Source organism: Caloramator sp. Dgby_cultured_2 (assembly GCF_028872215.1).
GTDB classification, from domain to species: Bacteria; Bacillota; Clostridia; order Clostridiales; family Caloramatoraceae; genus Caloramator; species Caloramator australicus.
This window is the reverse complement of record NZ_CP118396.1, coordinates 1,720,595-1,746,819: the sequence shown is the minus strand read 5'-3', so window position 1 is coordinate 1,746,819 and position 26,225 is coordinate 1,720,595. Positions and strand designations below refer to the sequence as shown.

The window sequence follows — 26,225 nt, the reverse complement described above, 5'->3', positions numbered from 1 at the left end:
TAAGTTATGATACACAGATAACATATGTTATTATTTAAGCGTCCTTACTCATGACTAAAGTCAAGAGTGTGTGGACGCTTTCTTAATCAAATTATTTTGTTTCAAATAAATTGATAGTTTTTTTCCTTCGTATGTTTCTTTATCCATGATTGCATCTATAAATCCATTTGAGAATTCTGCTATATTTTTATCCCCAGAAAAATTAATATCTATCAATTTTTTGTTAGTATAGTTATCAAGATTATAGTAAACAAGATGAGAAAAGAAAGCAGATTTTAAATGATCGTTGGAACCTAGCGTTGTAGCTGCAAATATGAATTGTTGGTTTAAAACAAGAGACATTGTTAAAATCAGAATGAAAAGAAATGATTTTGATAATATTTTTCGCATGTTAAGACCTCCTGTCAATACACAATTGTTTGATAACTATTATGCGGGGTTACCCCTATTAAAAAATTATTAGAATAAAAAAGCCCGGCATTTGCCGGACTTTTTATTATGCAGCTTTATCAGCCTTATTAGCTACCTTCTTTTCATATCTTCCATATATTGCAAGTGCAACGATTGAGAAGAAGATTGGTCCTGCTACTGACCAGAATGTTGTTAGCTTATCTCCTTGAAGCGCTGGTTCAAGAACAGTAAAGAAGTTAGCAAAACCAACTGTTAAAGTAACGATTACTGTCCAGAACAATGCGCTGTTGTAGCTTTTGAATACTTCAAATGGCTTATGAATATTAGTATTCTTCTTAAATGGAGCAAATGCATAAGAGATAAACATATATGGTAATGTCATACCTACGTTAGTCATCATAACAAGAATATCGAAGAATTTTGCCATTGAATCTCCACCGAAGGAAACAAGTGCTATCATTACAGCAACTGTGATTCCTTGAACCCACATAGCAAACTTTGGCATTCCATCCTTAACTTCGCCGAATCTTCCTGGCCAAAGTTCTGCAGGAGTTCCTTCGATCATTTGCTTAAGTGGTGCGTAAGTTAATGTGAAGAATGCACCAGTTATTGAAAGGAATACTGAAAGTCCTATGAATCTAGCAATCCATTGTCCCATAGCAATTGCTGTAGCTTCGCTTGTGCCTAATGCCATACCAATTTGGTAACCAAGGTTACCCATTATAACGTAGCTTGCATTTCCAAGGTGAACGCCATCAACATTTATAACCTTTGCCCAGTTAGTGAATATACCAACAAGGAAAATACCTAATGAATAACCAACTGAAATTATAGCAGCTGAAATTGCAATTCCCTTTGGTAGAGTCTTTTCTGGATTTTCAGTTTGGTCAACAAGTCCACTTGCAACTTCAATTCCACCATAAGCAAATATAGCATAAACTACGAATGCAAGTCCAGCTAAGATGTTTCCAGCAAACTTTGGATTTGGTGATTGAGTAAATGTTGAAAGTCCAACTATTGGTTCAGCAAGGTGTCCTTTATTTAATACAAGAACAAGTAGTGCACCTACCCAAAGTAAGATATTTAATGCAGCAACTGCTGATCCACCAAGTGAAGTTACTTTCTTAATCTTTTCAAGTCCCTTTGATGAAAGGTAAGTTACAAAAAGTATCCATAGAATACCTAAAACACCAAGAAGTTTTGGCCCTTGTAAACCAAGGAATGCCCAGCTCTTAGTAGTGTCCTTACCAAAAATAGCGTTTGAAAGTGGAACCCAAATACCTGATGATACGTTAACCATCCAGATGATGTATGAAGCATACCACATGAAGGTTCCAACGAATGCAAACTTAGGTCCTACTGACTTTTCCATCCATGAATAAATTCCACCCTTTTCATCCTTGAAGGCAGCTCCGAATTCTGCCATCATAAGAGCGAATGGAACGAAGAATGTTATAGCTGAAAGAATATACCATGGAATAGCAGCGTATCCCATCTTGTAGAAGGATCTTGGAATGTTGTTAAAGCCATACACGGAAGTAAAGATCATAAGAATTAATGATACCAATGTTAACTTTTGGCCTTTATTTGGACCGTGTGACATTATAAAACCTCCCTTTTTTACATTTTGTTCACAAATATACATTATACTAAAATCGACAATAAAATCAATAATTCTACAAAAAGTAGTAAAATTCTGTAAATTTAATAAATTTAGACGGATGGGATAAAATAAGACCAAGTTATCAAAATAAGGCTTAAAAATTGAATAAAAACATTGTTTAACATAAAAAATGCACAACAAAAATCATTGTTATGTCTTTTTTTGAAAAAACAAAATTAAAATATTTTTGCCTTAAATCTTAAAATGATATTTTAATAAATATTAAAATTAAATTTTACTTCATAATTAATTCATAATCTTAAATAATGTTTAGACGATTTTTAGACACTTAAAATGTAAAATATAATATAAAGAAATAAAAGAAAGGGGTAGGGTTATGGAAATTAGAGTTCCAAGTGATATTGAAATTGCACAAAGTGCAAAGTTAAAACCCATAATGGATATAGCAAAAGAGTGGGGGATCGAAGAGGACGAAGTAGAGCTTTACGGAAAATATAAGGCAAAAATTTCTCTTGATATTTTTAAGAGATTAAAGGATAAACCAAATGGAAAATTGATTCTAGTTACAGCGATAAATCCAACTCCAGCTGGAGAAGGAAAGTCAACAACTACTGTAGGACTTGGACAGGCCCTTAACAAGATAGGCAAAAGGCAATAATAGCCTTAAGAGAACCCTCCTTAGGTCCTGTTTTTGGAGTAAAGGGTGGTGCAGCAGGTGGAGGATACGCACAGGTTGTTCCAATGGAGGATATAAACTTACATTTTACAGGCGATATGCATGCTATAACTGCAGCTCATAACTTGGTTTCAGCTGCTATAGATAACCACATCCATCAGGGAAATGCCCTTGGAATAGATCCAAGGCAAATAGTTTGGAAAAGGGTTCTTGATATGAATGATAGAGCACTAAGGCAAATCGTTGTTGGCCTTGGCGGAAAGGCAAATGGATTCCCAAGGGAAGACGGATTTATGATTACAGTTGCATCAGAAGTTATGGCAGCCCTCTGCCTTGCAAGCGACCTTATGGACTTAAAGGAAAGATTTGCAAGAATGGTTGTTGCCTATACTTACGACGGAAAGCCGGTTACAATAAGAGACTTAAATGTTCAAGGTGCAATGGCAGTTTTAATGAAGGATGCAATAAAGCCAAACCTTGTTCAGACATTGGAAAATACACCAGCACTAATTCATGGAGGACCTTTGCAAACATTGCCCATGGAACAAACAGTATAATAGCAACAAAGCTTGGATTAAAACTTGCAGATTATCTTGTAACAGAGGCAGGCTTTGGTGCTGACCTTGGTGCAGAAAAATTCTTTGACATAGTTTGCCGTTATGCTGGCTTTAGACCAGATGCAGTTGTAATAGTTGCAACAATAAGGGCTCTTAAGATGCATGGTGGAGTTGCAAAGCAAGATCTTTCAAAAGAAAACTTAGAAGCTCTTGAAAAGGGATTTGAAAACCTTGAAAGACACGTTGAAAACGTAAGAAAATTTGGTCTTCCTGTCTTAGTTGCGATAAACAGATTTGTAAGCGATACAGAGGCTGAAATTGAACTTCTTCATAAATTATGCCAAAAGCTCAATGTAGAAGTTTCATTAAACGAAGTTTGGGCAAAGGGTGGCGAAGGCGGAATTGACATGGCAAATAAATTAGTAAACCTTGTTGAAAACAACAAGCCTAACTTCAATTATTTATATGATATTAACCTCTCAATAGTTGAAAAGGTAGATAAGATTGCAAAGGAAATTTACAGAGCAAATGGTGCAACATTTACAGCACAGGCAATGAAACAGGTTCAAAAGATAGAGGAACTTGGGCTTGATAAACTACCAATTTGTATGGCAAAAACTCAATATTCCTTCTCAGATAATCCTTCATTACTTGGTGCACCAAAGGATTTTGATATAACAGTTAAAGAAGTTAGATTATCTGCCGGTGCAGGATTTATAGTTGTTTTAACAGGGGATATAATGACAATGCCTGGACTTCCAAAGGTTCCTGCGGCTGAAAAGATAGATATAGACGAAAACGGCAATATAGTAGGATTATTTTAAAGTGCCAGGCACTTAAGATTTAAGATTTTTACATTTAGAAACTTAAACTAAGGTGCCAGGCACCTAAAATTAAGATTTTAAGGAGTGGGATAATGATTACTAATCTTGATATTAAAAGTGCAATGAAAATAAAACTCGACGAAATACCTGAATATCCTAAATTTGTTGAAGGCATAAGAAGAGCGCCAAGTAGAGGATTTAGGCTAACGAGGGAACAGACTGAGATTGCTCTTAAAAATGCACTAAGATACATTCCAGAAGAATATCATGAAATGCTTGCACCAGAGTTTATGGAAGAGCTTCTAACAAGAGGGAGAATTTACGGATACAGATTTAGACCAGAAGGAAATATAAAGGCAAAGCCAATCCATGAATACAAAGGAAACTGCATTGAAGGTAAGGCCTTCCAAGTTATGATAGATAACAACCTTGACTTTGATGTGGCGCTTTATCCATATGAGCTTGTAACATACGGTGAAACAGGATCTGTATGCCACAACTGGATGCAGTATAGATTAATTAAAAAATATCTTGAGGTTATGACTCAAGACCAAACACTTGTTGTTGCATCAGGACATCCTGTTGGGCTTTTTAGATCGAAGCCAGATGCCCCAAGGGTAATTATAACAAACGCCCTTATGGTTGGTATGTTTGACAATCCACATGATTGGGAAATTGCTGAAGAGATGGGTGTTGCAAACTATGGACAGATGACTGCCGGCGGATGGATGTATATAGGACCTCAAGGCATAGTTCACGGAACATACAATACAATACTTAATGCAGGAAGATTAAAGCTTGGCCTTGGCCATGATGCAGACCTTAGAGGAAGACTTTTCGTATCCTCAGGTCTTGGAGGAATGTCAGGTGCACAGCCAAAGGCAGTAGAAATTGCAAACGGAGTTGGAATAATAGCTGAAGTTGACTACTCAAGAATAATGACAAGATACAACCAAGGCTGGGTAAAATATATCTCATCAGATCTTGATGAAGTATTTAGGGTTGCAAAGGAACACCTTGATAAAAAGAACCTATATCAATTGCATACTATGGAAATGTAGTTGACCTTCTTGAATATATAGTAAAGAACAACGTCCATGTTGATCTATTATCAGACCAAACCTCCTGCCATGCAGTATATGAGGGAGGATATTGCCCACAGGGACTTACATTTGAAGAAAGAACAAAGCTTCTTGAAACTGATAGAGAAAAGTTTAAAGAATTAGTAGATAGAAGCCTTAGAAGACATTATGAACTTATAAAAATACTTGTTGAAAGAGGAACCTACTTCTTTGACTATGGTAACTCCTTCATGAAGGCAGTTTATGACGCTGGAGTTAAGGAAATTGCAAGGGGCGGCGATCAAAGAATGGATTTATATTCCCATCCTATGTTGAAGACATAATGGGACCAATGCTCTTTGATTATGGCTATGGACCATTCAGATGGGTATGCCTAAGCGGCAGTGAAGAAGACCTAAGAAGGACCGACAGAGCTGCTATGGAATGCATAGATCCAAACAGAAGACCACAGGATAGAGACAACTGGATATGGATCAGGGATGCAGAAAAGAATAGGCTTGTTGTTGGAACAAAGGCAAGAATCCTATACCAAGACGCAGAAGGAAGAACAAGAATAGCCCTTAAGTTTAACGAAATGGTAAGAAAGGGAGAAGTAGGTCCTATAATGCTCGGCCGTGACCACCACGATGTATCAGGAACTGACTCACCATTTAGAGAAACAGCTAACATTAAGGATGGTAGCAACATAATGGCTGATATGGCAACCCACTGCTTTGCAGGAAATGCAGCAAGAGGAATGAGCCTTGTTGCCCTCCACAACAGTGGCGGTGTTGGAATTGGAAAGTCCATAAACGGTGGATTTGGCCTTGTGCTTGATGGAAGCTTAAGAGTAGATGAGATAATAAAGAGCGCTATGATGTGGGACGTTATGGGAGGAGTTGCAAGGAGAGCTTGGGCGAGAAACGAACATGCAATCGAAGTTTCAATGGAACACAACAAAAAGAGCACAACAGACCATATTACACTCCCTTATCTTGCAGACGATGGCCTTGTAAAGGAAGTAGTTGACTTTGCATTTAAAAAGCATGGAATAGAAAGATAATAGGATGGGCCATTGGCCCATCCAATATTTAAAGGAAAGGAGCAATCATTATGGCAATGACAAAGATAATTGAATGCGTTCCCAATTTTAGCGAGGGAAGGGACCTTGATAAAATAGAAAAAATAGTTAATCCTTTTAGAGGAAAAGAAGGAGTTAAACTACTTGATTACAGCAGAGACGTTGACCACAATAGAGTTGTTGTAACTGTAGTTGGCGAACCACAGGCGGTTAAAGAGGCTATGCTTGAGGCGATGGGAGTTGCAATTGAAGTTATAGATATGAGAAACCACAAGGGAGAGCATCCAAGAATGGGAGCAGTAGATGTTGTTCCATTTATACCTGTGAAAAATATGACTATGACTGAAGCAGTTGAGCTTTCAAAGGAATTTGCAAGGGAAGCATCAGAAAAATATAACCTTCCAATCTTCCTTTATGAAAAGTCAGCAACAAGTCCTGATAGGGAAAACCTTGCAAACATCAGAAAGGGCGAATTTGAAGGAATGTTTGAAAAGATAAAGCAGCCTGAATGGAAGCCTGATTTTGGACCTCAAGAGGTGCATCCAACAGCTGGAGTTACTGCAGTTGGTGCAAGAATGCCCCTTGTTGCCTTTAACGTAAATCTTGGAACAAACAACATAGAAATTGCTAACAAGATTGCAAGAAATGTTCGTTTCTTAAATGGAGGATTAAGATACTGTAAAGCCATAGGAGTAGAGCTTAAAGATAGAGGTATTGTTCAAGTTTCAATGAACATGACCGACTATACAAAGACCGCCCTTTACAGAGCCTTTGAACTTATCAAGGTTGAGGCAAGAAGATATGGCGTTCCTGTTATAGGCAGCGAAATAATAGGCCTTGTTCCTATGGAAGCTTTAATCGATACTGCAGTTTATTACCTTGGAGTAGAAGATTTCTCAATGGACCAGATTCTTGAAAACAGAATTATGGAGTGATAATATGAAAATCTTAATAAAAAATGCCAGTGAACTTGTAACCTGCAGCGGCACTTCTCCTAAAAAGGGGAAGATATGAGGGAGCTAAATATAATCGAAAATGGTGCAGTATTAGTAGAAGATGGAATAATTAAAAAAGTTGGAAAAACTGAAGAAATATTAAAGGAAATAAATGAAAGGGAATATGAAGTTTACGATGCAAAGGGAAAGGCAGTATTGCCTGGATTTATAGATTCCCACACCCATTTTGTATTTGGCGGCTACAGAGCCGATGAATATTACCTAAGGCTCAAGGGTGCCACATATATGGAGATAATGGAAAAGGGTGGAGGAATAATAAACTCAGTTGAGGCCACAAGAAGGGCAAGCAAAGAGGAGCTTATTGAGCTTGGCAAAAAGAGGCTTGACTCTATGCTAAGCTTTGGGGTTACAACTGTTGAAGGAAAATCAGGATATGGCCTTGACTTTGATACGGAAATAAAGCAGCTAGAGGTTTATAAAGAATTAAATGATATTCATCCAATTGACATAGTTCCAACCTTTCTTGGTGCCCATTCAATTCCAAGGGAATACAGATGCAGAAACATGGAATATATAGATTTTATAATAGAAAAAGTATTACCCTACATAAAGGAAAAGAATCTTGCACAATTTGTGGATGTTTTCTGCGAAAAAATGTATTTTCTGTGGATGAATCAAGAAAGCTTCTTCTTGCTGCAAAGATGATGGGATTTAAGTTAAAGCTCCATGCCGATGAGATAGTATCCCTTGGCGGTGCTGAACTTGCTGCAGAGGTTGAAGCAGTTTCTGCTGATCACCTATTGCAAGCCAGCGATAAAGGAATAGAGATGATGGCCAAAAGGGGAGTTATAGCAACGCTTCTTCCTGCAACAGCCTTTAGCTTAAAGGAAAATTTTGCAAGAGCAAGATATATGATAGATAGTGGACTAGCTGTAGCCCTTGCCAGCGATTTTAACCCAGGAAGCTGCTTTACTGAAAACTTATCTCTTGTGATTGCTCTTGCAACACTTTATATGAATATGTCCTTAGAGGAGGCAATAACCGCTGTTACGATAAATGCTGCAGCGGCAGTAGGAAGGGAAAAGGAAATAGGAAGCATTGATGTAGGCAAAAAGGCAGATATAATAATATTAGAACATCCATCATATAAATTTATTCCATATCATATTGGGGTTAGTATAGTTGAAAAGGTATTTAAGAATGGAAAATTGATTTACGATAAGGAGAGGGATGATAGATATGCTTATAGAAAAAACAGTTAAAGGATTTGTAGAAGAGACATTTAGCGCATCACCAGTGCCAGGCGGCGGAAGCGTTGCAGCCCTTGCAGGATCACTTGCTGCTGCCCTTTCAGGTATGGTTGCAAACCTAACTATTGGCAAAAAGGATATGAAGAAGTTCAAGAGGAAATGAAGGAAATATTAGAAAGGGCAAAGGAACTTAAGGATAAATTATTAGAAGATATAGACAAAGACTCAAAGGCCTTTGACAAAGTTATGGATGCCTTTAAGATGCCAAAGGACACAGATGAAGAAAAGGAAAGAAGAAGAGAGGCAATTCAAAGTGCCCTTAAAGAAGCTGCCCTTGTTCCCCTTGAAGTTGCAAAGGATGCTGAAAAGATATTTGATCTTGCTGAGAAAGTTATAGTAAAGGGAAACAAAAATGCTGTAACTGATGGTGCTGTATCTTGCATGATGGCAAGAACAGCAATCCTTTCAGCCCTATTAAACGTAAAAATAAATCTTGCATCAATCAAGGATGAAGAGTTTGTAAACAAAGTTTCAAAGGAAGTTGCGGAACTTGAAGAAAGGTCACATAAATTAGAAAAGGAAATCTTAGCGAAGGTTGAACTGTAAAATTTGCACCCTACCATTTTAGTAGGGTGCTTTTAAATAATATTTGGAGGGTTATTATGAACGATGTAATAAAGCTTATAAAAAACAGAAAATCTGTTAGAGTCTTTGAGGATAGAAAAATTCCTGAGGAAATAAAAGAAGAGATATTAAATGCAGCCTTTGAAGCACCCAGTGCAGGTGCCATGATGCTCTATAGCATAATTGAAATTACGGATAATGATTTAAAGGAAAAGCTTTCGGTATTATGCGACAATCAGCCCTTCATTGCAAAGGCGCCTTTTGTTTTAATATTTCTTGCAGATTATCAAAGATGGTATGATGCTTACAGCTATGCAGAATGCAAACCAAGAAAACCAGGAGAAGGAGATATACTCCTTGCATGTGCTGATGCAATAATAGCATCACAAAACACAGTGATTGCAGCAGAATCCTTTGGTATAGGCTCCTGCTATATTGGAGATATTTTAGAAAACTGTGAAGAGGTTAGAAAAATACTTGATCTTCCTGATTATGTTATTCCTGCTGCAATGGTTGTATATGGGTATCCTACTGATGCACAAAAATAGAAAAAAACCAGCAAGGTTTGATAAAGAATTTTTAGTGTTTGAAAATAAATATAAAAGACTAACAAAAGAAGAACATATAAAAATGCATGAAAGAAGGTTTGAAAAGGCTGGGTTAGAAGGAAAAGATACAATAGAAGAGATTAAAGCGATTCACAACCGAAAATATGCCTCAGATTTTGCAAAGGAAATGAATAGATCTGCATCGGTTTATTTGAAAAATTTTAGATAAAATCATTTAATATACTTTTACATTCAAAACCTCCATATTAAATAAATATGGGGGTTTATGCTTTGTTTTATACAAATTATATTCTTTTTAAAAGAAAAGGTGTATAATAATAAATAAGTTAACTAAATGTCAAATTTTTTAAAAGGGGTTATGATGGTGAGGGTTAAGCTGTTTGGAAGTCCTTTAGTTACCTTTAACAATAAAACGATAACATTTCCATTTAAAAAGGCTGAGGCTCTTTTTACTATATGCTTCTTAAAAGGGATGCAACAAGGGAAGAGCTAATTAGCCTTTTTGGGCTGACCAGGACGAGGAGACGGGTAGAAAAAATTTAAGAAATGCAATATACTCTGTAAAAAAGCCTTTAACATAGAAGTTTTTATATCTTTCGGTAAATCCAACCTTACTTTAAACCCTGAACTTAATATAAACTGCGATGTTATAAATTTTTTAAACAGCGATTCCATAGAAGAATATAAAGGTGATTTTTTAGAAGGATTTTGCATTAAGGATTGTGAGCCCTTTGAGGAATTTGTAATGCAAAAAGAGAAGAGTTAAAGGAAATATACAAAAAAGGCTATATTACAAAATAAACCTATTTATTAAGGAACATAAAATTAACGAAGCAAAGGATTATGCTAAAAGATACTCCTTGTAGATGAATTTGATGAAAGGGCTATAAGGATTTTAATGCAAGTTTATGCAAAAAACGGTGAGATAAATAAAGCTGTTGAGCTTTATAAAAATTTTCAGGAAAAGCTATCAAGGGAGCTTGGAATAAATCCTGAGGCAAAAACTAAAAATCTTTATGAAAAAATAATTTTAGAAAGAAAAGATGAGAAGAAAAAATTTTTTATGGTAGAGATTTAGAATATTCAAAACTATTGCAAAACTTTTCGAGTTTTACTGATGGCTCAAACTTTAAAAATATATTAATAGTAGGCGAAGCAGGAATAGGTAAAACAAGGCTGGTTGAAGAATTTTTAGCCTCCTTTAAAGGATGTAAAATAATAAAGGTAAACTGCTATGCAGCGGAGGAGAGCTATATTTTAAAACCCTGGGGTGATATTTTAAATTCCCTTGGTGAAGAACTTAAGATGGAGGACATTCCAAAATCCTGGAAAATAGCCCTATCATCCTTTTTCCTTCCTTAGAAAAAGTTTTTAAAATCGACGAAGCAATAAATTACGATACCAACAAGTATAAACTCATTGAAGAAATTGTTATGAGTATTATCTTAAACCTATCAAACAAACATAAACTCCTTTTTATATTTGAGGATCTGCATTGGATGGATAATATCAGCCTTTCAATACTAAAAAAGCTGTTAGCCATAGAAAGAAAAAACCTTTCCTTTATTCTAACTGCAAGATATGATAAAAAGATAAATAACTTCTATTCTGAAATCGTAAAATACGACAGGATAGAAAAATTGAGCTTTTAAGGTTTAACAAAGAAGATACCAAAAATTTTGTCCTAAAGGCCCTTTCAAAGGAAGTTCCTGATGAAATTTTACAGAACATCTACATTGAAACGGAAGGTAACACATTTTTTATTGTAGAATATGTAAACCTTTTGAAGAACGGAAAAAAGTTAGAAAGCTTTAATGTAAAATTAAAGGAAATACTCAATACGAGATTTTTAGGGATATCCAAGGGAGCTCAAAGGGTATTAGATATAATATCCATGTTTTACGATAAGGCACCCTATGAATATATTAAACTTTTATCCAATATGGAGGACGATGAGCTACTAGATATTTTAGATGAGCTTATTTATAAATTCATTTTGACCGAAACAAAAAAGAAGATATATTTTATAAATTTACCCACCAAAAGCTAAGGGACTTTGTCTATGAAAATCTGTCGGAGGCTAAAAGAGGATACTTCATCTTAAAATAGCCAACCTTATTGAAGCTAAATTAAAGGGAGATAAGAAGGATGCCTATTATTATGAAGGGTTGATTTACCACTTTGAAGGTGCAGGAGAGAGATTAAAGGCAGTAAAGTATAAGCTCAAAAACTTATGCGAATATTTAAACTACACAAATGAACTTTTTCCAGAGGGCAGCGATATAAAGTCCTTTGATAAAGAAAGCCAAAAACGATGTTTAAAAAGCTTGATGAGATAGAGGAGGACCTTGAGAAAATAAAATCCTCTGATGAGGAATATCCAAGGATTTTGCTGCTATTCTGTTACCTAAAGGGAAGATATTTCATTTGGGAAGGAGAATATACAAAGGGGACAAGTTTTATTCAAAGGGCAATAGAAATATCAAGACATCTTAAAGATGATGAAATGCTCTTAAAATCCTTAAGGCAGATGATAAACTATGCAATACAGGTTCACGATGTTGAGGGGATGGGAGAATATATAGATGAATCCTTTAAAATTGCAACTAAGCACAAAAACAAAAAGAAATAGCAGTTCTTTTAAGACTCAAGGGATTAAACTATATAATGCATGAAAAATTTGAAAGGGCAGAGGATTCCCTTAAACACTCCCTCATGATATTAGAAGGGCTTAATAATGATGGCAGCCAAGTTTTAAACATAGCTGCAGCCTTAAATTACCTGGGAAATATAAAAAGGTTAAATGTGGATTTTAAAGGAGCATTAATCTACTACAACCAGGCTATAGAGATGTGTTTAAGGTCACAAATACGAACAGCCCTTACGGTATTCTTAACAAACGCAGGGCATGCTTCCTATGAGATGGGAGATTACCTAAAGGCAAAGGACTATTTAACAAGGGCTGTTGAAATATACGAGAAAATTGACGCATATTGGTTAAGGTCAGTTGCTGAAGGATATTTATCTTTAACGTTGATTAAGCAGGGGAAATACCAAAGTGCTATGGAACACCTTAAAAGGGCTGATACCTTTGTTCAAAAGCTGAAAAGCCCCTATGAAAATGGAATCCTTCTAAGAATAAAGGCAGAGATTAAAAATAATATGGAGTATAACGAAAGAGTTAGAAGTGAATTTGAGGATTACCTTAAGGAGGATTTAGAATTTTACTGCAAAGAGGGGATTAGACTTTTAGAAAAGGTTAGGGAAAACTACCAAGTTGATATTCTAAAAACCTTTTTAAAAAGTAGGGATTAGCATGGATATAGCTAAAAAACTTAGAATAAAAGATGACGTTGTAACCCTAGTTGGAGCTGGCGGAAAAACAAGTCTAATGTTTAATATTGCAAAAGAGCTAAGGCTAAAAAAGTTTTAGTTACTACGACTACAAAAATATATTACCCTTTAAATGCTCAATACGATTACTATTATAATTATGTAGAATTTCCCTTTAAAAAGATGAAGGGGATAACTGTAATGGGAAACGGAATAAATGACGAAAACAAAATTATAGGCCTTGAGGAGGAAAAAATAAAGACCATAAGGGAATATTTTGACATTGTCCTTATAGAAGGGGACGGTTCAAGGGGACTTCCAATAAAGGCACCAGAAAAGCACGAGCCTGTAATTCCTTCCTCTTCAAGCATTGTAATAGGAGTTATAGGAATAGATTCCCTTTATAAAACAATAAACCAACAAAACATATTCAGGCTAGAAAGGTTTTGCACCATTACAGGATCAAAGATTGGAGACCTTCTGGATGAATACAAAATAGCAAAACTCATTATCTCAAAGGAGGGCCTTTTTAAGGGTGCCCCAGATGACAGCAGGAAAATTGTTGTCATAAACAAAGTGGATGATGAGGAAAAGAAGGCCTTAGCCAAAAAATATTTGATTTAGTCCAATATGAATTTGCAATTTCATCAGTAAAGTTTGGCATATTTGAAAAATGGAGATGATTTTATGGTTTCTATTGTAATTCTTGCGTCGGGATTTTCAAGGAGGATGAATAAGGACAAGCTCCTTTTAAAATATAAAGACCTTCCCTTAATTGAATGGACCATAAAAAACGCAGCAGAATCAAAGGCGGGGAAATAATAGTAGTATATAGGGATGAAAGGGTAAAGGAAATTGCAAGAAAATACAAAGCAAAATGCATATTTAACCCTAATGCCCACCTTGGACAGAGCGAAGGAATAAAGCTTGGATTAAGGGAAATTGAAGTAAAGGATGGAGTAATGTTTTTACCTGGTGATATGCCCCTTTTAAAGGGGAGGATATCGATAGATTAATAGATGAATATGAAAGGGAAAAAAGATTATTATTCCAACCTGCCTTTTGAGTCCAGATCGCCCATAATTTTCCCCTTTAGATTTTCGGAAAAATTTTTGCCCTTCAAGGCGATAGAGGTGGAAAAACATTTTTAAAGGATTTTTCTCATGAAATTAAAGAGGTCCATTTTAAAGACGTAAAAATATTTCAAGATGTTGACGTAGAAAAAGACCTTAAAGATTTAGATAAAAGGATAGTTTTAATTAAAGGTGCAGGGGATATAGCATCAGGGGTTGCTCTAAGGCTAAAAAGATGCGGGTTTAAAATAATTATGACGGAAATTGAAAGGCCTTCGGTTATAAGAAGAAGGGTTGCCTTTGCCTCCTGCGTTTATGAAAAAGCATAAAGGTTGAGGACACAGAGGGAATTTTAGTAGAAAAGTTAACTGATATAGAAAGGGCGTGGAGGGAGGATAAGATTCCTGTTTTAATAGACGAAAATTTAAGCGTATTAAATTATCTTAATGTAGACGTTTTAGTAGATGCAGTTCTTGCAAAGAAAAATTTAGGGACAAAAATAGACATGGCACCAATAACAATAGGACTTGGCCCAGGTTTTGAGGCTGGAGTTGATGTTAAGGCTGTGGTTGAAACAAACAGAGGTCATTATCTTGGAAGAGTTTATCTTAAGGGAAGGGCAGAAGAGAATACAGGGATTCCAGGGGATGTTTTAGGATATCGGGAAGAGAGGGTTATAAGATCACCTAAAGGAGGAAAAGTTAAGCTAATTAAGGATATAGGCGATTATGTAAAAAAGGGTGATGAAATTCTTTGTGTTGACGATGCATTAGTTACAGCTTCTATAGATGGCGTTATCCGTGGACTTATCATGGACGGATATGAAGTTTATGAGAATATGAAAATTGGAGATATAGACCCAAGGGGAAATAAAGATCACTGTTATACCGTTTCAGATAAAGCCCTTGCTGTTGCAGGAGGCGTTTTAGAAGCTATTTTTATGTTGGGGGGATTTTGATGGAAAATTTGATTTTTGAAAAGGTTTTAGAAGGCTTAAAGGAAAATAAAAGGATGGCCATTTGCACCATAACAAACACCTATGGCTCTTCACCAGGGAAAGAGGGCTTTATGATGCTTGTTTTTGAAGATGGCACATCCTTTGGAACGGTTGGGGAGGAATTCTTGAGGCAAAGATTACAGAGGATGCCCTTGAAAGGATAAAAAAGGCACATCAAAGACCTTTACCTATACCCTTAACGATACCGATTTAAAATCAAAATGCGGTGGCAAGGTTGATGTTTTTATGAAAGTTATTGGAAGCAGAGAAAAATTGCTCATAGTCGGTGGCGGTCACGTTGCCCTTGAACTTTATAAATTTGCAAAGCTCTTAAACCTTTATGTTGTAATCTTTGAAGACAGAGAAGAATTCGGAAACAGAGAAAGATTTCCTGAAGCTGACGAAATTGTCCTTGGAGACATAGTTACTAATCTTAAAAATTATCCAATTGACGATAGATGCTTTATTGTAATAGTAACAAGGGGACATGAATATGACGAAGCTGCCTTAAGGGAAGTAATAACAAGGGATGCAAAATACATAGGCATGATTGGCAGCAAAAACAAAGTAAACTACATCTTTAGTAACCTAAAAAAGAAGGCTACGAAGAAGCCCTAAAAGGGTCTACGCCCCCATAGGCCTAAAGCTTGGCGGCAATACCCCACCCGAAATCGCCCTATCCATAATAAGCGAGATAATGCTGATTAAAAATGAGGGAAAATTGGAGCATTGGAGTATGGGATATTATAATATTAAATAAAATATTTTGATTAAATGTTTAATTTCTTTATTTGGGGAAGTAATTTATTGTATTATCAATAAATTATTTTAATTCAATTATTCCTGTATAAAATCATGCTATAAATTACTATTGAAATTTTTAGATTTTATTGTTAATCTTTATTTATAAAAAGACAACATATAAAATTTAAGATATAGTTTCATTATTAAATTTTTGGAGGATGAGACAAGTGGATAAGATGCAAGGGACAAAAAATTAGTTAATACAGAAAATCAAGAAACGTATGAACACATAACAATGTTTATGCTTCCAATTTTCAATAATATCGAAATTAAGAATAACATTATAGAAAAAGAATCGTCTAATTATTCTAATGGCGAAGATAATATAGTAGAATTAAAGAAATATAAATTTTTAAAAAGTTTAGCTGGGAAAACGAGAAAATATAAAAGATATTTAGGATCTCCATTGAGATATGCTGGTGGAAAGAGTTGGGCTGTTGGTTATGTAATTGAACATTTACCGAATAATATAAATAGATTAATATCACCATTTTTTGGTGGTGGTTCAATAGAAATAGCTATTGCAAAAGAGTTGGGAATTGAAGTTATTGGCTTTGATATATTTGATATATTGGTTAACTATTGGAAAAATCAAATTGATAGGCCATATGATTTGTATTTAGAATTAACGAAATTGGAACCAAACAAAGAAACGTATGAAAAAGTAAAAAAGGAATTAAAGGAGCATTGGGTTGGTAAAAAGTTTTAGAACCATTAAAACTTGCAGCGTATTATTATTTTAATCATAATCTTTCTTATGGACCAGGTTTTTGGGATGGATGTCAAAAGTATATGCAGATAAAGATACTTATTCGCGCTTATTAAAACGAGTAAAAGAATTTGATGTAAAAAATATAAGCATAGGCTGTATGTCATTTGAAAATGTAATAACTCAGTATTCGAAAGATTTTTTATATTGTGATCCACCATATTATTTAGGTGAAGATAATACTCTTTTTAAAGGGCTTTATCCACAAAGAAATTTTCCGATACATCATAATAATTTTAAACATGAATTGTTAAGAGACTTACTAATGAATCATAAAGGAGGGTTTATATTATCATATAATGATTCACCTACCATTAGAGAATGGTATAAGGATTTTGAAATAATTGAATTACCTATACACTATACGATGGGACAGGGTGAAACTAGGATTGGATTAAATAGACAAAAAGAGAATAGAAACCATATTAAAAAGACAAATGAATTGTTGATAATAAAAAGGTAATTAAGTTTGATACTATTATGATGTTAATTTGTTTTACATTTTTTAAGGGGAAAATTTTTATGTATAAGAAAAAAGCAATGACGTCTGAAAAAGCTAGTAAAGTAAAAAGACAAGGGCATGAAGATGCTAGAGAATTTGCTGGGGTTTTAGGGATAGCACAAGAATTTATATATGAACCACAAGCTAAAAGAGATGTTGTAGATACAGAAGGATATGCTTATTCAGTGAAAAGCGGAGAAAAAAAGTGGCAAATATTCTTATATGGTAAGAGTAGATTTGAAAGTGATTACGATTTTAACGCTAGTCCATTAGGGGATTTATTTTTAGAATGTATCAATTGTTTTCCTGAATCTTATGATGAATATAAAAAGAATAAATTGAAATGTAAAGAAAATCTTAAAAAGCCAATGAGAAGATTATGTGAAGAATTATCAAAGAGAAGCTGTTAAGCTTTTTCTTAAAAAAGTATTTTCAATAGTGGTGAAGTCCATTTTTTGGTAATTAAACATGAAGGTATATTTCACGTGTTTTGGCATGAAGATGTTGTAAATATTCTAAAAGATAATTTTATTGTTAAAAATTCTAAAGCAAAAATAAAACTCAAATGGATGATCAAAAGGTTGTTTTTAAAGTCCAAACCGTAGATCGAGCAAAAGAAATTTGTCAATTAAAAACATGCGGTGAAATTGAAATGAGAAATGATAGTGCAATTCATTACAGAGAAGTAAAATTTTGGTTAAACAAAAGAATTACATTTGAATTGTTGACATCTAAAATTATGGAAAAAAACAAGCCAAAGAAAAACTTATATTGTATGGCTCTGCTATTAAAAAGTTATCTAAGCCTTTAAATTTTAGGCATTAATATATGACGATAGTTTTTATAAAAATATTATATAATTTAAAACGTATCTTTATTTATTAAAAAGTGACGTATGTTATTAGTATGTTATAACATATTTTTAATTAAATTCTATGAGAATCAATTAAAAGAGATTCTCTTTTTATTAATAATATTAATTGTTTGAAAAAAGTAATTAGAATACGAAAATTATTAAACGACAACACTTGTGAATTATGTGAGATTTTAAGGTTAATTAAGAAATGAAAAGACAAATAAATGAACATTAAAAAATGATAATAATAAGTTTTTATAAGTAATAATAAAAGTATTTTTGTTAAATTATTAATTCTTATATTTCATCTGAGACTAGTTATGAATTAATAGTATTATAGAATTATTTTTATAAAATAAAGTTTTTAGGAATGAGATATATGAAAAGAAAATCTATTATTGACATAGAAAACAGCAAATTATTACCATCTAACAATATTGAAGAAGAAACCTATACAATTTTACAAAGATTATATGATACTTTACCAATACAAAATCAACCACACCATCCCAAATGCTTTACCGGATATAGCGATGATTTTTTAAATGAGCTTTTAAAATCTATCAAAAGGGCTAGGGAGATAAATATAATTGTATCTTTTTTAATGGAATCTGGTGTAAGGCTTTTGTTGGATGCTTTAGAGGATGCTAAAAATAGAGGGGTAGTTATAAGGATAATTACTGGAAGATATCTTAATATTACGCAGCCTTCAGCGTTATATTTAATAAAGGATAGATTAGGAGATTATGTGGATTTGAGATTTTATAAATATGATAATCAATCCTTCCACCCTAAAGCATATATTTTTGAATATGAAGATGGGGAGATATATTTATTGGATCATCTAATATTTCAGAAGCAGCATTAACCTATGGCATAGAATGGAATTATAGATTAGAAAAATCCACTAACAAAGAGGATTATGAGCAGTTTAAACAAGAATTTATGAATATCTACTATAACAATACTATAAAGGTAGATGATGAAGTTTTAAAGGAATACAGCAAAAGGTGGAAAAAGCCCAAGGTGATGACCGACGAAGTTGAAACTTCGAAGAAAGAAAATAATGTAATTGACTTTTATAGACCTAAAGGAGCACAGATAGAAGCTCTTTATGAGCTTAAAAAATGTAGAATGGAAGGATATGATAGAGGACTTGTCGTAGCGGCAACAGGAATTGGAAAAACTTATCTTGCTGCCTTTGATTCAAAGGAATTTGAAAAAGTTTTATTTGTTGCCCATAGGGAAGAAATTTTAAAACAAGCAGAAGAAACTTTTAAAAATGTAAGACCTTATGATTCGATGGGGTTTTTCAATGCTGATATTAAAGATACAGATAAAGATATTATTTTTGCCTCAGTTCAAACACTAGGAAAAGAAGAATATCTAAATGAAGATTGTTTCTCAAAGGATTATTTTGACTATATAGTTATTGACGAGTTTCATCATGCTGTAACGGAAAGGTATATGAATATAATAAATTATTTTAAACCTAAATTTTTACTTGGACTTACAGCAACACCAGAAAGATTAGACAATAAAGATGTATTTGAACTTTGTGATTATAATGTGGTTTATGAATTAAGATTAAAGGATGCAATAAATAGAGGATATTTAGTCCCTTTCCATTATTATGGTATATACGATGAAGTTGACTATTCAAACCTTCCAATTATAAATGGAAAATATAAAGAAGAAGAACTTGAAAAAGTTTTAATGATAAATAAAAGAGCAGATTTGATATTAAGAAATTATTTAAAGTTTAATAAAAAAGAACAATAGGATTTTGTAGCTCTAAAAATCATGCAGAATTTATGGCGGATTACTTTAATAAAAACGGTGTTAAATGCTGTGCTGTATATAGTGGCGATAGGGGCAATAATTGGTTGGATAGAAGTGAAGCAATAGAAAAGTTAAAAAAAGGTGATATTAGTGTAATTTTTGCTGTCGATATGTTTAATGAAGGTGTTGATATACCAGAGGTTGATATGGTAATGTTTTTAAGGCCAACTGAATCGCCAACTGTGTTTTTGCAGCAGCTTGGTAGAGGTTTAAGAAAATACGAAAACAAGTCTTATCTTACTGTTCTAGACTTTATTGGTAATTACAAGAGGGCAAATTTAATACCTTTTTGGCTTAGTGGAGAGGAATATGATGTTGATGTAATAAAGGAAAGCAAATATACCTATGGTGAAGAAATTTATCCTGATGATTGCATAGTGGATTTTGATTTTAGGTTAATCGATATTTTTAAAAAACAAGCAGAGCAACTTATGAACATTGAAGAAATTATTTATCAAGAATATCAAAGGATTAAGCAATACTTAGGATATAGACCATTAAGGCTTGAATTTTTAAGTATGTTGATGAAGCTATATATAAAAATATGAAGAAAAATTCAAAGATAAATATTCTTAGGGATTATATTTCGTTTTTACAGAAATATAATGAATTGTTTGATGAGGAATTATTAATTTATAACACCATAGCCCATGAGTTTATAAAACTAATTGAAACTACAAATATGTCTAAAAGCTATAAAATGCCACTACTTCTTGCATTTTATAATAATGGAGATGTAAAATTAAAATTGAGCTCAGACGATATATATCTAAGCTTTAAAGAGTTTTATTCCCATCCTTCTAATGGGGTGGATTTAAAAAGGCATAAAAGCACAGAGAATTATTTAACATGGGGTAAAAAGAATATATTGATTTATCAAGAAGAAACCCTGAAAATTTTTGATTAAAACCCATGGCGACTTCTTTTATAGAGAAGGAGAATATTTTTGTCTGAATGAAGAATTAGAAGCATTTATAAATAACAAATATTTTATTAAGCATTTTAAAGATGCCGTAGACTTTAGGATAAAACAATATTACAAGGAGAGAATAAAGGATGAATGATACAATTAACTACTACAACGAAAATGCTATAGATTTTTACAACAACACAAAGGATGCAAATATGGCAGAGCTTTATGAAAAATTTTTAACGTTTCTTCCTAAGGGGGCAAAGATACTTGATTTGGGATGCGGATCAGGAAGGGATACAAAGTTTTTTCTTGAAAATGGCTATGAATGCGTTGCAGCTGATGCATCAATTGAAATGGTAAAACTGTCAAGTGAGCTTACAGGGAAGAAGACTTTGCATTTAAGGTTCGATGAGATCGACTTTGATGAAGAGTTTGATGGAGTTTGGGCCTGTGCATCCCTTTTACATGCAAGAAGAAGTGAAATGGATGATATATTTAAAAGAATATACAAAGCCTTAAGAAAAGATGGAATTTTTACTCCTCATTTAAATATGGTGATAAAGAAGAGTTTAGAAATGGAAGGTTTTTTAATTTTTATGATGAGAAGTCCTTTAATGAGCTTTTAAAAAGAAATGGATATTTTGAGCTACTTGAGATGTTTATAACAACCGATGTTAGGGAAGGAAGACAGGATGAAAAGTGGCTGAATGTATTAGTTAGGAAAAAATAAATTCAATTAGAATGATTTATAAATTATAAAACAATTTAATATAGATATTTAAAAGTAACAAATTATGCTGCTGATATTTAAAACCATCTGATTCAATCTTATATGTGAAAATTAGAATCGTTTTTTATTGTTATATATTTTACAAAATTTTCTGAAAAATACTATTGAAATTAGAAAAAAATATTCTATAATAATTATAAAAATTGGTAATAAACGTTAATATATACAAAATAAAAATTGTTAATATTCTAGATTAAATTACATATAAAAATTTTTATTTTAATAAATATGAAATCGATTACATATTTTTAATTAAGTTTATTATTTAATTAAGATGTATATTTTAGATTTATTTTTATAACATGTATGAAATCGATTACAGAAAGAGGGAAGATTATGACCACAATTTATGATGTTGCAAAAGAAGCAAAAGTTTCGGTTGCAACTGTTTCTAGAGTTTTAAATAATAATGGATATGTTTCAGAAGAGAAAAGAATGTCTGTAAAGATGGCTATAGAAAAGTTAAATTATAGACCCAACCTATTGGGAAGAAATTTAAGAAAATCAGAAAGTAGAATTATTTTAGCTTTGTTGCCGAGTATTTCAAACCCTTTTTACTCAAAGATATTAAAAGGAATTGAAGATGTTGCTATAAAGAATGAATATAATATCCTTCTTTGTAGCACTGATTCTGATAGGGAAAGGGAACGTATATATTTAAACCTAATAAATCAAAAATTAGCAGATGGCATTATATCTATGAATCCGATTCAGGATAAGGATTTCTTTTTAGAACTTAGTAAGAATTATCCTATAATTCAATGTAGCGAGTATAACAGCAACATCAAGATTCCTTATGTTTCCATAGATAATTTTAGGGCAGCTTATGATGCTACGCATTATTTAATAAGTTTGGGATGCAAAAAATTGCATTAATAAATTCTAACGAAAAATATCTATATGCTCGCCTTAGAAAGGAGGGATATTTACAAGCATTAAGGGATAACAACATAACTATTAAAGATGATCTAATAATTTGTGCAGGAATAGGATTTCAAAATGGATATGATGCAGTAAAAGAATTTTATCTAAAGAAAAAGTCGACGGAATTTTTGCTGTAGCAGATATATTAGCCCTTGGTGCTATAAAGGGAGTTAAAGAATTGGGATACAGTATACCAAGTGATATTTCCATTATAGGCTTTGACGATATAGAAATTTCGACTATGGTTACTCCAACATTAACAACTATAGCACAACCAATGTATGAACTTGGTCAACAAGCAGCAAAATTGATCATCAAAAGAATTAAAGATCCAAATTTTATTCCGGAAAATATTTTATTAAAACATCAGTTAGTTATAAGGGAGTCTACTAAAAAATATAAAAATATTATAAAGGTGGGGGTTTTATGAAAAAATTTAGTTGGATTTCCTGGCTAATCGTTTTAACTTTAATTTTTTCTTTATTTATAGGATGTAATAAAAAAACTACGACGGATGTTTCTACTAAAAAAATAGTTCTAGGTATGTCATTCCCAGCAGCAGATCATGGATGGCTTGGTGCAATAATAAAAAATGCTGAAGACGAAGCAAAGGCCCAGGGGTCGAATACATTATAACTACAGCAGATAATCCTAATAAACAAACTAGTGACATTGAAGATTTAATAACTAAAAAGGTGGATGCTATTGTAATGCTACCTATCGAATCAGCAGCATTAACACCTGTTGCAGAAAAGATAATTAAGGCTAATATACCTTTAGTTGTAGTTGACAGAGAAATATTAAGCGACAATTTTACAGCATTAGTTAAAGGCGACAATAAAGGAATAGGAATCAATGCAGGTAAGTATATCGCTAAAGTTCTTAATGGTAAAGGAAAAGTTGTGGAAATAACTGGTGTTCCATGCTCAGTAACAACACTAAGAAGTGAAGGATTTAGAGAAGCATTAAAGGATTATCCTGATATTGAAATTATAGCAAGTCAATCTGGGGATTTTCAAAAGGAAAAATCATTATATGTAATGCAAAATATACTTCAAGCAAACCCACATATAGATGCAGTATATACCCATGATGATGAAATGGCTCTTGGAGTTTTACAAGCAATAAAGGAAGCAAAAAGAAATGATATAAAGGTTGTAACAGGTGCAGGTGGTCATAAAGATGTATATAAATTGATTAAGGATGGCGATCCATTAATGCAAGCGACATTTATATATTCACCTTTAATGGTAAAAGATGGTGTTAGATGGGCAATTGATATAGTGAAAGGAAACAAGCCTACTGATAAAATAAAGGTATTGGAAGCTACCCAGGTAACTAAAGAAAATGTTGATCAATATTATGATCCTAACGCTAATTATTAATACTTCGGGCCTTTGCCCGAAGTATTTTAAAAAGAGGTGAATATATGCAGGATTATATACTCCAAATGAAGGGAATAAAGAAATCTTTTAATAATACAAAGGCTTTAAAAGGCGTAGATCTTTATGTAAAAAAGGAGAAATTCACGCTTTAGTAGGAGAAAATGGTGCGGGAAAATCAACTCTAATGAACATTTTAGGTGGTGTATTATCTCAGGATGATGGTGAAATTTATTTTGAAGGGAAAAAATTCAATTTATTACTCCGAAACTTGCAAGTCATTTAGGCATTAGCTTTATTCATCAAGAGCTAAATTTGATTAATGATTTAAAGGTATATGAAAATCTGTTTTTAGGAAAGGAAATTAAAAATAAGTTTGGCTTTCTTAAGGTAAATGAAATGATTAAAAAAACTAAAGATGTCCTAAATTTACTAAATGTTGATATCGATGCAGAATATTATGTAAGAGATCTTGATATATCATCAAAGCAAATTGTTGAAATAGCTAAAGCAATATTATATGAGGCAAAATTAATAATAATGGACGAACCCACTACTTCTTTAACTGATATAGAAATAAAAAATCTTTTTAAAATAATGATAGCCTTAAAAAATAAAGGTGTATCAATCATTTTTATATCCCATAAGTTAAAGGAAGTATTTGAAATTTGTGATAGTTATACTGTGTTAAAGGATGGATTGGTTACCGGTTTTGGCGATATTAAGTGCATAGACGAGAATTTGATAACAAAACTTATGGTAGGTAAAGAAATATCAGAAAAAATTTTTTATCCAGGGGCAATCCATGGAAATAGTTTTAGAGGTAAAAATCTATCTTGTAAAAAATTTTATAAAAACATAAATTTTAAACTACTGAGGGGAAATATTAGGATTTACTGGGCTTTTAGGTGATGGTAGAAGTGAATTGTTTGAAAGCATATTTGGTATCAAAAGATACAATGGTGAAATATTTGTTAAAGGTAAACTTGTAGAAATTACATGTCCACAAAAAGCTTTTTCTGAAAATATAGCCTATATTCCCAAAAATAGAAAAGAAAATGCTATTATTAAAGATATGTCGGTTATTCAGAACATAACTATAAGTTCGTTAAAAAATATAAAAAAGGATTATTTATTAATAAAAAGTTAGAAAAACAAATAAGTGTTAATAACATAAAAAATTTAACATTAAAGTTGATGATATAAACAGTAAAATAATAAATTTAAGCGGTGGTAATCAACAAAAAGTTATTATAGCAAGATGGCTTGAAGCAAATGCAGAAATAATAATTTTTGATAATCCAACTCAAGGAATAGATGTAGGCGCAAAGGCAGAAATATATGAAATAATTGCCAATTTAGCTAGGAATGGAAAGGGAATAATAATTTCTACCCCTGAACCCCAAGAAGTGCTAAAAATTTGTGATAGAATTTTTGTAATGTATCATGGAGAAATAGTGGGAATCCTTAATAGAAATCAGGCAAATGAAGAAATAATAATGAAATATGCAACAGGGGTAATAAGAGGTGATGATGGTGATAAATAATTTTATAAGAAAAAAGTTCGAGTATATCTTAAGCGAATATAGTATTATTTTTGCTTTTATAATTATTTTTCTATTTGCATCATTAGCAAATAATAGTTTTATGAGTATGAGAAATTTAATAAATATATTAAGACAAGTTTCAATAATAGGTATAATTTCTTTGGGGATGACTTTAGTTATTATATCAGGCGGAATTGATTTATCTGTAGGTTCTGCTCTTGCATTTATAGGAACTTTATGTATATTAACTTTAAATAAGACAAATAGTATTTTATTATCGATATTAGTTGCTCTTTTATTAGGTGCACTTATAGGATTAATTAATGGTTTTTTAATTACAAAGGGTAAAATTGCACCATTTATTTCAACTCTAGGTATGATGGCAGCTTTACGCTCACTGTCACTTTACATAAATAAAGGTGGAAGTATATCTGGAAATATATACTCTTTTACTAAATTATCAAATGGTGAAATATTTGGAATAGCTTATCCAATAATAATATTTATTGCTTTAACAATTATAATAAATTTACTACTACAAGATACTGCATTTGGAAGATATACGATATCTATAGGTAGTAATGAAAAAGCAGCTCTACTTTCAGCCATTAATGTAGACAAGGTCAAAATTATTATTTATGCATTATGTTCAACATTGGTTTCAATTTCATCAATTATTGAATCTTCAAGGTTAAATTCAATCTCATCAGCAAGTTCTGGTGTTTCATATGAACTTGACGCTATAGCAGCTGTAATTATTGGTGGGACAAGAATGTCTGGCGGTAAAGGCAAAATATTAGGAACTTTTTTGGAGTTCTTATTTTAGGTATTTTAAACAACACATTGAATCTAATGAATAT

Annotated in this window: 36 protein-coding genes and 7 pseudogenes; 41 read left to right on the top strand and 2 right to left on the bottom strand. The window is 32.7% G+C overall.

From position 1 onward, the window contains the following. Window positions 1-60 precede the first annotated feature (60 nt). Together PWK10_RS12155 and yjeM are read right to left on the bottom strand one after the other, a co-directional pair. Window positions 61-390 (bottom strand): hypothetical protein, encoded by a 330-nt coding sequence (locus tag PWK10_RS12155; protein ID WP_274766216.1) that lies wholly within the window; start codon window positions 388-390, stop codon window positions 61-63. 106 nt (window positions 391-496) lie between these two features. Beyond that, window positions 497-2,014, bottom strand: a complete 1,518-nt coding sequence (gene yjeM / locus PWK10_RS12150) for a glutamate/gamma-aminobutyrate family transporter YjeM (protein ID WP_274766215.1) — start codon at window positions 2,012-2,014, stop codon at window positions 497-499. Window positions 2,015-2,411: 397 nt separating this feature from the next. On the opposite strand from yjeM, the pseudogene PWK10_RS12145 reads away from it, so the two are divergent. The 41 genes and pseudogenes from PWK10_RS12145 to PWK10_RS11975 all read left to right on the top strand — a co-directional run bounded on the left by PWK10_RS12145 (window position 2,412) and on the right by PWK10_RS11975 (window position 26,191). Beyond that, a pseudogene (locus PWK10_RS12145) lies at window positions 2,412-4,092 on the top strand (formate--tetrahydrofolate ligase). A 92-nt stretch (window positions 4,093-4,184) separates the two neighbouring features. Then, a pseudogene (locus tag PWK10_RS12140) lies at window positions 4,185-6,216 on the top strand (urocanate hydratase). Window positions 6,217-6,266: 50 nt separating this feature from the next. Continuing rightward, entirely contained in the window at window positions 6,267-7,169 is a 903-nt protein-coding gene (gene ftcD / locus PWK10_RS12135) for a glutamate formimidoyltransferase (RefSeq protein ID WP_274766214.1), read from the top strand. A 75-nt stretch (window positions 7,170-7,244) separates the two neighbouring features. Then, on the top strand, window positions 7,245-7,895 hold the full coding sequence (locus tag PWK10_RS18805) for an amidohydrolase family protein (protein ID WP_342455517.1): 651 nt from the start codon (window positions 7,245-7,247) through the stop codon (window positions 7,893-7,895). Beyond that, window positions 7,856-8,452 (top strand): amidohydrolase family protein, encoded by a 597-nt coding sequence (locus PWK10_RS18800; protein ID WP_342455516.1) that lies wholly within the window; start codon window positions 7,856-7,858, stop codon window positions 8,450-8,452. Before PWK10_RS18805 ends, PWK10_RS18800 begins: the two co-directional genes overlap by 40 nt. Beyond that, a pseudogene (locus PWK10_RS12125) lies at window positions 8,421-9,046 on the top strand (cyclodeaminase/cyclohydrolase family protein). Before PWK10_RS18800 ends, PWK10_RS12125 begins: the two are co-directional and overlap by 32 nt. A gap of 56 nt (window positions 9,047-9,102) precedes the next feature. Beyond that, on the top strand, window positions 9,103-9,612 hold the full coding sequence (locus PWK10_RS12120; protein ID WP_342455513.1) for a nitroreductase family protein: 510 nt from the start codon (window positions 9,103-9,105) through the stop codon (window positions 9,610-9,612). After that, complete coding sequence (locus PWK10_RS18790) at window positions 9,599-9,841, top strand: hypothetical protein (RefSeq protein WP_342455512.1); 243 nt, start codon at window positions 9,599-9,601, stop codon at window positions 9,839-9,841. The genes PWK10_RS12120 and PWK10_RS18790 overlap by 14 nt, the downstream gene beginning before the upstream one ends. Before the next feature lie 645 nt (window positions 9,842-10,486). Continuing rightward, a complete protein-coding gene (locus PWK10_RS12115) occupies window positions 10,487-10,711 on the top strand; it encodes a bacterial transcriptional activator domain-containing protein (protein WP_274768259.1) in 225 nt (74 codons plus the stop codon). A 14-nt stretch (window positions 10,712-10,725) separates the two neighbouring features. Beyond that, window positions 10,726-10,995 (top strand): AAA family ATPase, encoded by a 270-nt coding sequence (locus PWK10_RS12110; protein WP_274766213.1) that lies wholly within the window; start codon window positions 10,726-10,728, stop codon window positions 10,993-10,995. A gap of 137 nt (window positions 10,996-11,132) precedes the next feature. Next, window positions 11,133-11,285, top strand: coding sequence for a hypothetical protein (locus PWK10_RS12105; protein WP_274766212.1), 153 nt, complete (start codon window positions 11,133-11,135; stop codon window positions 11,283-11,285). Between the two features lie 131 nt (window positions 11,286-11,416). Next, window positions 11,417-11,683, top strand: coding sequence for a hypothetical protein (locus tag PWK10_RS12100; protein WP_274766211.1), 267 nt, complete (start codon window positions 11,417-11,419; stop codon window positions 11,681-11,683). A 118-nt stretch (window positions 11,684-11,801) separates the two neighbouring features. After that, window positions 11,802-11,972 carry a hypothetical protein gene (locus PWK10_RS12095; protein ID WP_274766210.1) on the top strand — a complete coding sequence of 57 codons (171 nt, stop codon included), beginning with the start codon at window positions 11,802-11,804 and terminating at the stop codon, window positions 11,970-11,972. After that, entirely contained in the window at window positions 11,948-12,265 is a 318-nt protein-coding gene (locus tag PWK10_RS12090; RefSeq protein WP_274766209.1) for a hypothetical protein, read from the top strand. The genes PWK10_RS12095 and PWK10_RS12090 overlap by 25 nt, the downstream gene beginning before the upstream one ends. Before the next feature lie 35 nt (window positions 12,266-12,300). Next, window positions 12,301-12,948 (top strand): tetratricopeptide repeat protein, encoded by a 648-nt coding sequence (locus PWK10_RS12085; protein ID WP_342455511.1) that lies wholly within the window; start codon window positions 12,301-12,303, stop codon window positions 12,946-12,948. Between the two features lies 1 nt (window position 12,949). Next, window positions 12,950-13,590, top strand: a pseudogene (gene yqeC, locus PWK10_RS12080) (selenium cofactor biosynthesis protein YqeC). Window positions 13,591-13,653: 63 nt separating this feature from the next. After that, window positions 13,654-13,788 (top strand): NTP transferase domain-containing protein, encoded by a 135-nt coding sequence (locus PWK10_RS19955; RefSeq protein WP_446715252.1) that lies wholly within the window; start codon window positions 13,654-13,656, stop codon window positions 13,786-13,788. After that, the gene (locus PWK10_RS12075; RefSeq protein WP_274766208.1) at window positions 13,746-13,982 is read left to right on the top strand and encodes a nucleotidyltransferase family protein; all 237 of its coding nucleotides are present in this window, start codon (window positions 13,746-13,748) and stop codon (window positions 13,980-13,982) included. Before PWK10_RS19955 ends, PWK10_RS12075 begins: the two co-directional genes overlap by 43 nt. A 382-nt stretch (window positions 13,983-14,364) precedes the next feature. After that, a complete protein-coding gene (gene yqeB, locus PWK10_RS12070; protein ID WP_342455787.1) occupies window positions 14,365-14,997 on the top strand; it encodes a selenium-dependent molybdenum cofactor biosynthesis protein YqeB in 633 nt (210 codons plus the stop codon). After that, entirely contained in the window at window positions 14,997-15,200 is a 204-nt protein-coding gene (locus tag PWK10_RS12065) for an XdhC family protein (RefSeq protein ID WP_274766207.1), read from the top strand. Before yqeB ends, PWK10_RS12065 begins: the two co-directional genes overlap by 1 nt. Before the next feature lie 82 nt (window positions 15,201-15,282). After that, window positions 15,283-15,654, top strand: a complete 372-nt coding sequence (locus PWK10_RS12060; RefSeq protein WP_274766206.1) for an XdhC family protein — start codon at window positions 15,283-15,285, stop codon at window positions 15,652-15,654. A gap of 10 nt (window positions 15,655-15,664) precedes the next feature. Then, window positions 15,665-15,796 (top strand): annotated as a pseudogene (locus PWK10_RS19950) (hypothetical protein); the annotation flags it as partial. Between the two features lie 279 nt (window positions 15,797-16,075). Continuing rightward, a complete protein-coding gene (locus PWK10_RS12055) occupies window positions 16,076-16,549 on the top strand; it encodes a DNA adenine methylase (RefSeq protein ID WP_274766205.1) in 474 nt (157 codons plus the stop codon). Window positions 16,550-16,619: 70 nt separating this feature from the next. Continuing rightward, a complete protein-coding gene (locus tag PWK10_RS12050) occupies window positions 16,620-17,072 on the top strand; it encodes a DNA adenine methylase (RefSeq protein ID WP_274766204.1) in 453 nt (150 codons plus the stop codon). 59 nt (window positions 17,073-17,131) lie between these two features. Further along, on the top strand, window positions 17,132-17,521 hold the full coding sequence (locus PWK10_RS12045) for a hypothetical protein (protein ID WP_274766203.1): 390 nt from the start codon (window positions 17,132-17,134) through the stop codon (window positions 17,519-17,521). An 825-nt stretch (window positions 17,522-18,346) separates the two neighbouring features. Next, a complete protein-coding gene (locus tag PWK10_RS12040) occupies window positions 18,347-18,835 on the top strand; it encodes a phospholipase D-like domain-containing protein (RefSeq protein WP_274766202.1) in 489 nt (162 codons plus the stop codon). 77 nt (window positions 18,836-18,912) lie between these two features. Continuing rightward, the gene (locus PWK10_RS12035; protein WP_274766201.1) at window positions 18,913-19,749 is read left to right on the top strand and encodes a DEAD/DEAH box helicase family protein; all 837 of its coding nucleotides are present in this window, start codon (window positions 18,913-18,915) and stop codon (window positions 19,747-19,749) included. Between the two features lie 32 nt (window positions 19,750-19,781). Beyond that, complete coding sequence (locus PWK10_RS12030) at window positions 19,782-20,357, top strand: helicase-related protein (protein WP_274766200.1); 576 nt, start codon at window positions 19,782-19,784, stop codon at window positions 20,355-20,357. Beyond that, on the top strand, window positions 20,354-20,716 hold the full coding sequence (locus PWK10_RS12025) for a hypothetical protein (RefSeq protein ID WP_274766199.1): 363 nt from the start codon (window positions 20,354-20,356) through the stop codon (window positions 20,714-20,716). The genes PWK10_RS12030 and PWK10_RS12025 overlap by 4 nt, the downstream gene beginning before the upstream one ends. Beyond that, window positions 20,709-20,873: a hypothetical protein gene (locus PWK10_RS12020; protein ID WP_274766198.1), complete on the top strand. Its 165-nt coding sequence runs from the start codon at window positions 20,709-20,711 to the stop codon at window positions 20,871-20,873. The genes PWK10_RS12025 and PWK10_RS12020 overlap by 8 nt, the downstream gene beginning before the upstream one ends. Then, window positions 20,866-21,348: a class I SAM-dependent methyltransferase gene (locus PWK10_RS12015; protein WP_274766197.1), complete on the top strand. Its 483-nt coding sequence runs from the start codon at window positions 20,866-20,868 to the stop codon at window positions 21,346-21,348. The genes PWK10_RS12020 and PWK10_RS12015 overlap by 8 nt, the downstream gene beginning before the upstream one ends. A 500-nt stretch (window positions 21,349-21,848) precedes the next feature. After that, window positions 21,849-22,388 carry a LacI family DNA-binding transcriptional regulator gene (locus tag PWK10_RS12010; RefSeq protein WP_274766196.1) on the top strand — a complete coding sequence of 180 codons (540 nt, stop codon included), beginning with the start codon at window positions 21,849-21,851 and terminating at the stop codon, window positions 22,386-22,388. Continuing rightward, entirely contained in the window at window positions 22,370-22,573 is a 204-nt protein-coding gene (locus PWK10_RS12005; protein WP_274766195.1) for a hypothetical protein, read from the top strand. Before PWK10_RS12010 ends, PWK10_RS12005 begins: the two co-directional genes overlap by 19 nt. Next, on the top strand, window positions 22,534-22,866 hold the full coding sequence (locus tag PWK10_RS12000) for a substrate-binding domain-containing protein (RefSeq protein WP_342455786.1): 333 nt from the start codon (window positions 22,534-22,536) through the stop codon (window positions 22,864-22,866). Before PWK10_RS12005 ends, PWK10_RS12000 begins: the two co-directional genes overlap by 40 nt. Then, window positions 22,863-23,072, top strand: coding sequence for a hypothetical protein (locus PWK10_RS11995; protein ID WP_274766194.1), 210 nt, complete (start codon window positions 22,863-22,865; stop codon window positions 23,070-23,072). Before PWK10_RS12000 ends, PWK10_RS11995 begins: the two co-directional genes overlap by 4 nt. Next, window positions 23,066-23,821, top strand: coding sequence for a substrate-binding domain-containing protein (locus PWK10_RS11990; RefSeq protein WP_342455785.1), 756 nt, complete (start codon window positions 23,066-23,068; stop codon window positions 23,819-23,821). Before PWK10_RS11995 ends, PWK10_RS11990 begins: the two co-directional genes overlap by 7 nt. Before the next feature lie 136 nt (window positions 23,822-23,957). Then, window positions 23,958-24,104: pseudogene (locus PWK10_RS19945) on the top strand (ATP-binding cassette domain-containing protein); the annotation flags it as partial. Next, a complete protein-coding gene (locus PWK10_RS11985) occupies window positions 24,068-24,730 on the top strand; it encodes an ATP-binding cassette domain-containing protein (RefSeq protein ID WP_342455784.1) in 663 nt (220 codons plus the stop codon). The pseudogene PWK10_RS19945 and the gene PWK10_RS11985, both read left to right, overlap by 37 nt. A 13-nt stretch (window positions 24,731-24,743) precedes the next feature. Further along, window positions 24,744-24,968 carry a hypothetical protein gene (locus tag PWK10_RS11980; RefSeq protein ID WP_274766192.1) on the top strand — a complete coding sequence of 75 codons (225 nt, stop codon included), beginning with the start codon at window positions 24,744-24,746 and terminating at the stop codon, window positions 24,966-24,968. A gap of 37 nt (window positions 24,969-25,005) precedes the next feature. Then, window positions 25,006-25,116 (top strand): annotated as a pseudogene (locus tag PWK10_RS19940) (hypothetical protein); the annotation flags it as partial. Between the two features lie 235 nt (window positions 25,117-25,351). Next, a complete protein-coding gene (locus tag PWK10_RS11975; protein WP_274766191.1) occupies window positions 25,352-26,191 on the top strand; it encodes an ABC transporter permease in 840 nt (279 codons plus the stop codon). The last annotated feature ends 34 nt before the right edge of the window (window positions 26,192-26,225 follow it).

Bases quoted from the DNA above. Each gene is read 5' to 3' on its own strand.
- PWK10_RS12155 (WP_274766216.1), bottom strand. From the start codon at position 390: ATGCGAAAAATATTATCAAAATCATTTCTTTTCATTCTGATTTTAACA.
- yjeM (WP_274766215.1), bottom strand. From the start codon at position 2,014: ATGTCACACGGTCCAAATAAAGGCCAAAAGTTAACATTGGTATCATTA.
- ftcD (WP_274766214.1), top strand. From the start codon at position 6,267: ATGGCAATGACAAAGATAATTGAATGCGTTCCCAATTTTAGCGAGGGA.
- PWK10_RS18805 (WP_342455517.1), top strand. From the start codon at position 7,245: ATGAGGGAGCTAAATATAATCGAAAATGGTGCAGTATTAGTAGAAGAT.
- PWK10_RS12120 (WP_342455513.1), top strand. From the start codon at position 9,103: ATGAACGATGTAATAAAGCTTATAAAAAACAGAAAATCTGTTAGAGTC.
- PWK10_RS18790 (WP_342455512.1), top strand. From the start codon at position 9,599: ATGCACAAAAATAGAAAAAAACCAGCAAGGTTTGATAAAGAATTTTTA.
- PWK10_RS12105 (WP_274766212.1), top strand. From the start codon at position 11,133: ATGGATAATATCAGCCTTTCAATACTAAAAAAGCTGTTAGCCATAGAA.
- PWK10_RS12090 (WP_274766209.1), top strand. From the start codon at position 11,948: ATGTTTAAAAAGCTTGATGAGATAGAGGAGGACCTTGAGAAAATAAAA.
- PWK10_RS12085 (WP_342455511.1), top strand. From the start codon at position 12,301: ATGCATGAAAAATTTGAAAGGGCAGAGGATTCCCTTAAACACTCCCTC.
- PWK10_RS19955 (WP_446715252.1), top strand. From the start codon at position 13,654: ATGGTTTCTATTGTAATTCTTGCGTCGGGATTTTCAAGGAGGATGAAT.
- PWK10_RS12075 (WP_274766208.1), top strand. From the start codon at position 13,746: ATGGACCATAAAAAACGCAGCAGAATCAAAGGCGGGGAAATAATAGTA.
- PWK10_RS12065 (WP_274766207.1), top strand. From the start codon at position 14,997: ATGGAAAATTTGATTTTTGAAAAGGTTTTAGAAGGCTTAAAGGAAAAT.
- PWK10_RS12060 (WP_274766206.1), top strand. From the start codon at position 15,283: ATGAAAGTTATTGGAAGCAGAGAAAAATTGCTCATAGTCGGTGGCGGT.
- PWK10_RS12055 (WP_274766205.1), top strand. From the start codon at position 16,076: ATGTTTATGCTTCCAATTTTCAATAATATCGAAATTAAGAATAACATT.
- PWK10_RS12050 (WP_274766204.1), top strand. From the start codon at position 16,620: ATGTCAAAAGTATATGCAGATAAAGATACTTATTCGCGCTTATTAAAA.
- PWK10_RS12045 (WP_274766203.1), top strand. From the start codon at position 17,132: ATGTATAAGAAAAAAGCAATGACGTCTGAAAAAGCTAGTAAAGTAAAA.
- PWK10_RS12040 (WP_274766202.1), top strand. From the start codon at position 18,347: ATGAAAAGAAAATCTATTATTGACATAGAAAACAGCAAATTATTACCA.
- PWK10_RS12035 (WP_274766201.1), top strand. From the start codon at position 18,913: ATGAATATCTACTATAACAATACTATAAAGGTAGATGATGAAGTTTTA.
- PWK10_RS12030 (WP_274766200.1), top strand. From the start codon at position 19,782: ATGGCGGATTACTTTAATAAAAACGGTGTTAAATGCTGTGCTGTATAT.
- PWK10_RS12025 (WP_274766199.1), top strand. From the start codon at position 20,354: ATGAAGAAAAATTCAAAGATAAATATTCTTAGGGATTATATTTCGTTT.
- PWK10_RS12015 (WP_274766197.1), top strand. From the start codon at position 20,866: ATGAATGATACAATTAACTACTACAACGAAAATGCTATAGATTTTTAC.
- PWK10_RS12010 (WP_274766196.1), top strand. From the start codon at position 21,849: ATGACCACAATTTATGATGTTGCAAAAGAAGCAAAAGTTTCGGTTGCA.
- PWK10_RS12005 (WP_274766195.1), top strand. From the start codon at position 22,370: ATGCAAAAAATTGCATTAATAAATTCTAACGAAAAATATCTATATGCT.
- PWK10_RS11995 (WP_274766194.1), top strand. From the start codon at position 22,863: ATGAAAAAATTTAGTTGGATTTCCTGGCTAATCGTTTTAACTTTAATT.
- PWK10_RS11975 (WP_274766191.1), top strand. From the start codon at position 25,352: ATGGTGATAAATAATTTTATAAGAAAAAAGTTCGAGTATATCTTAAGC.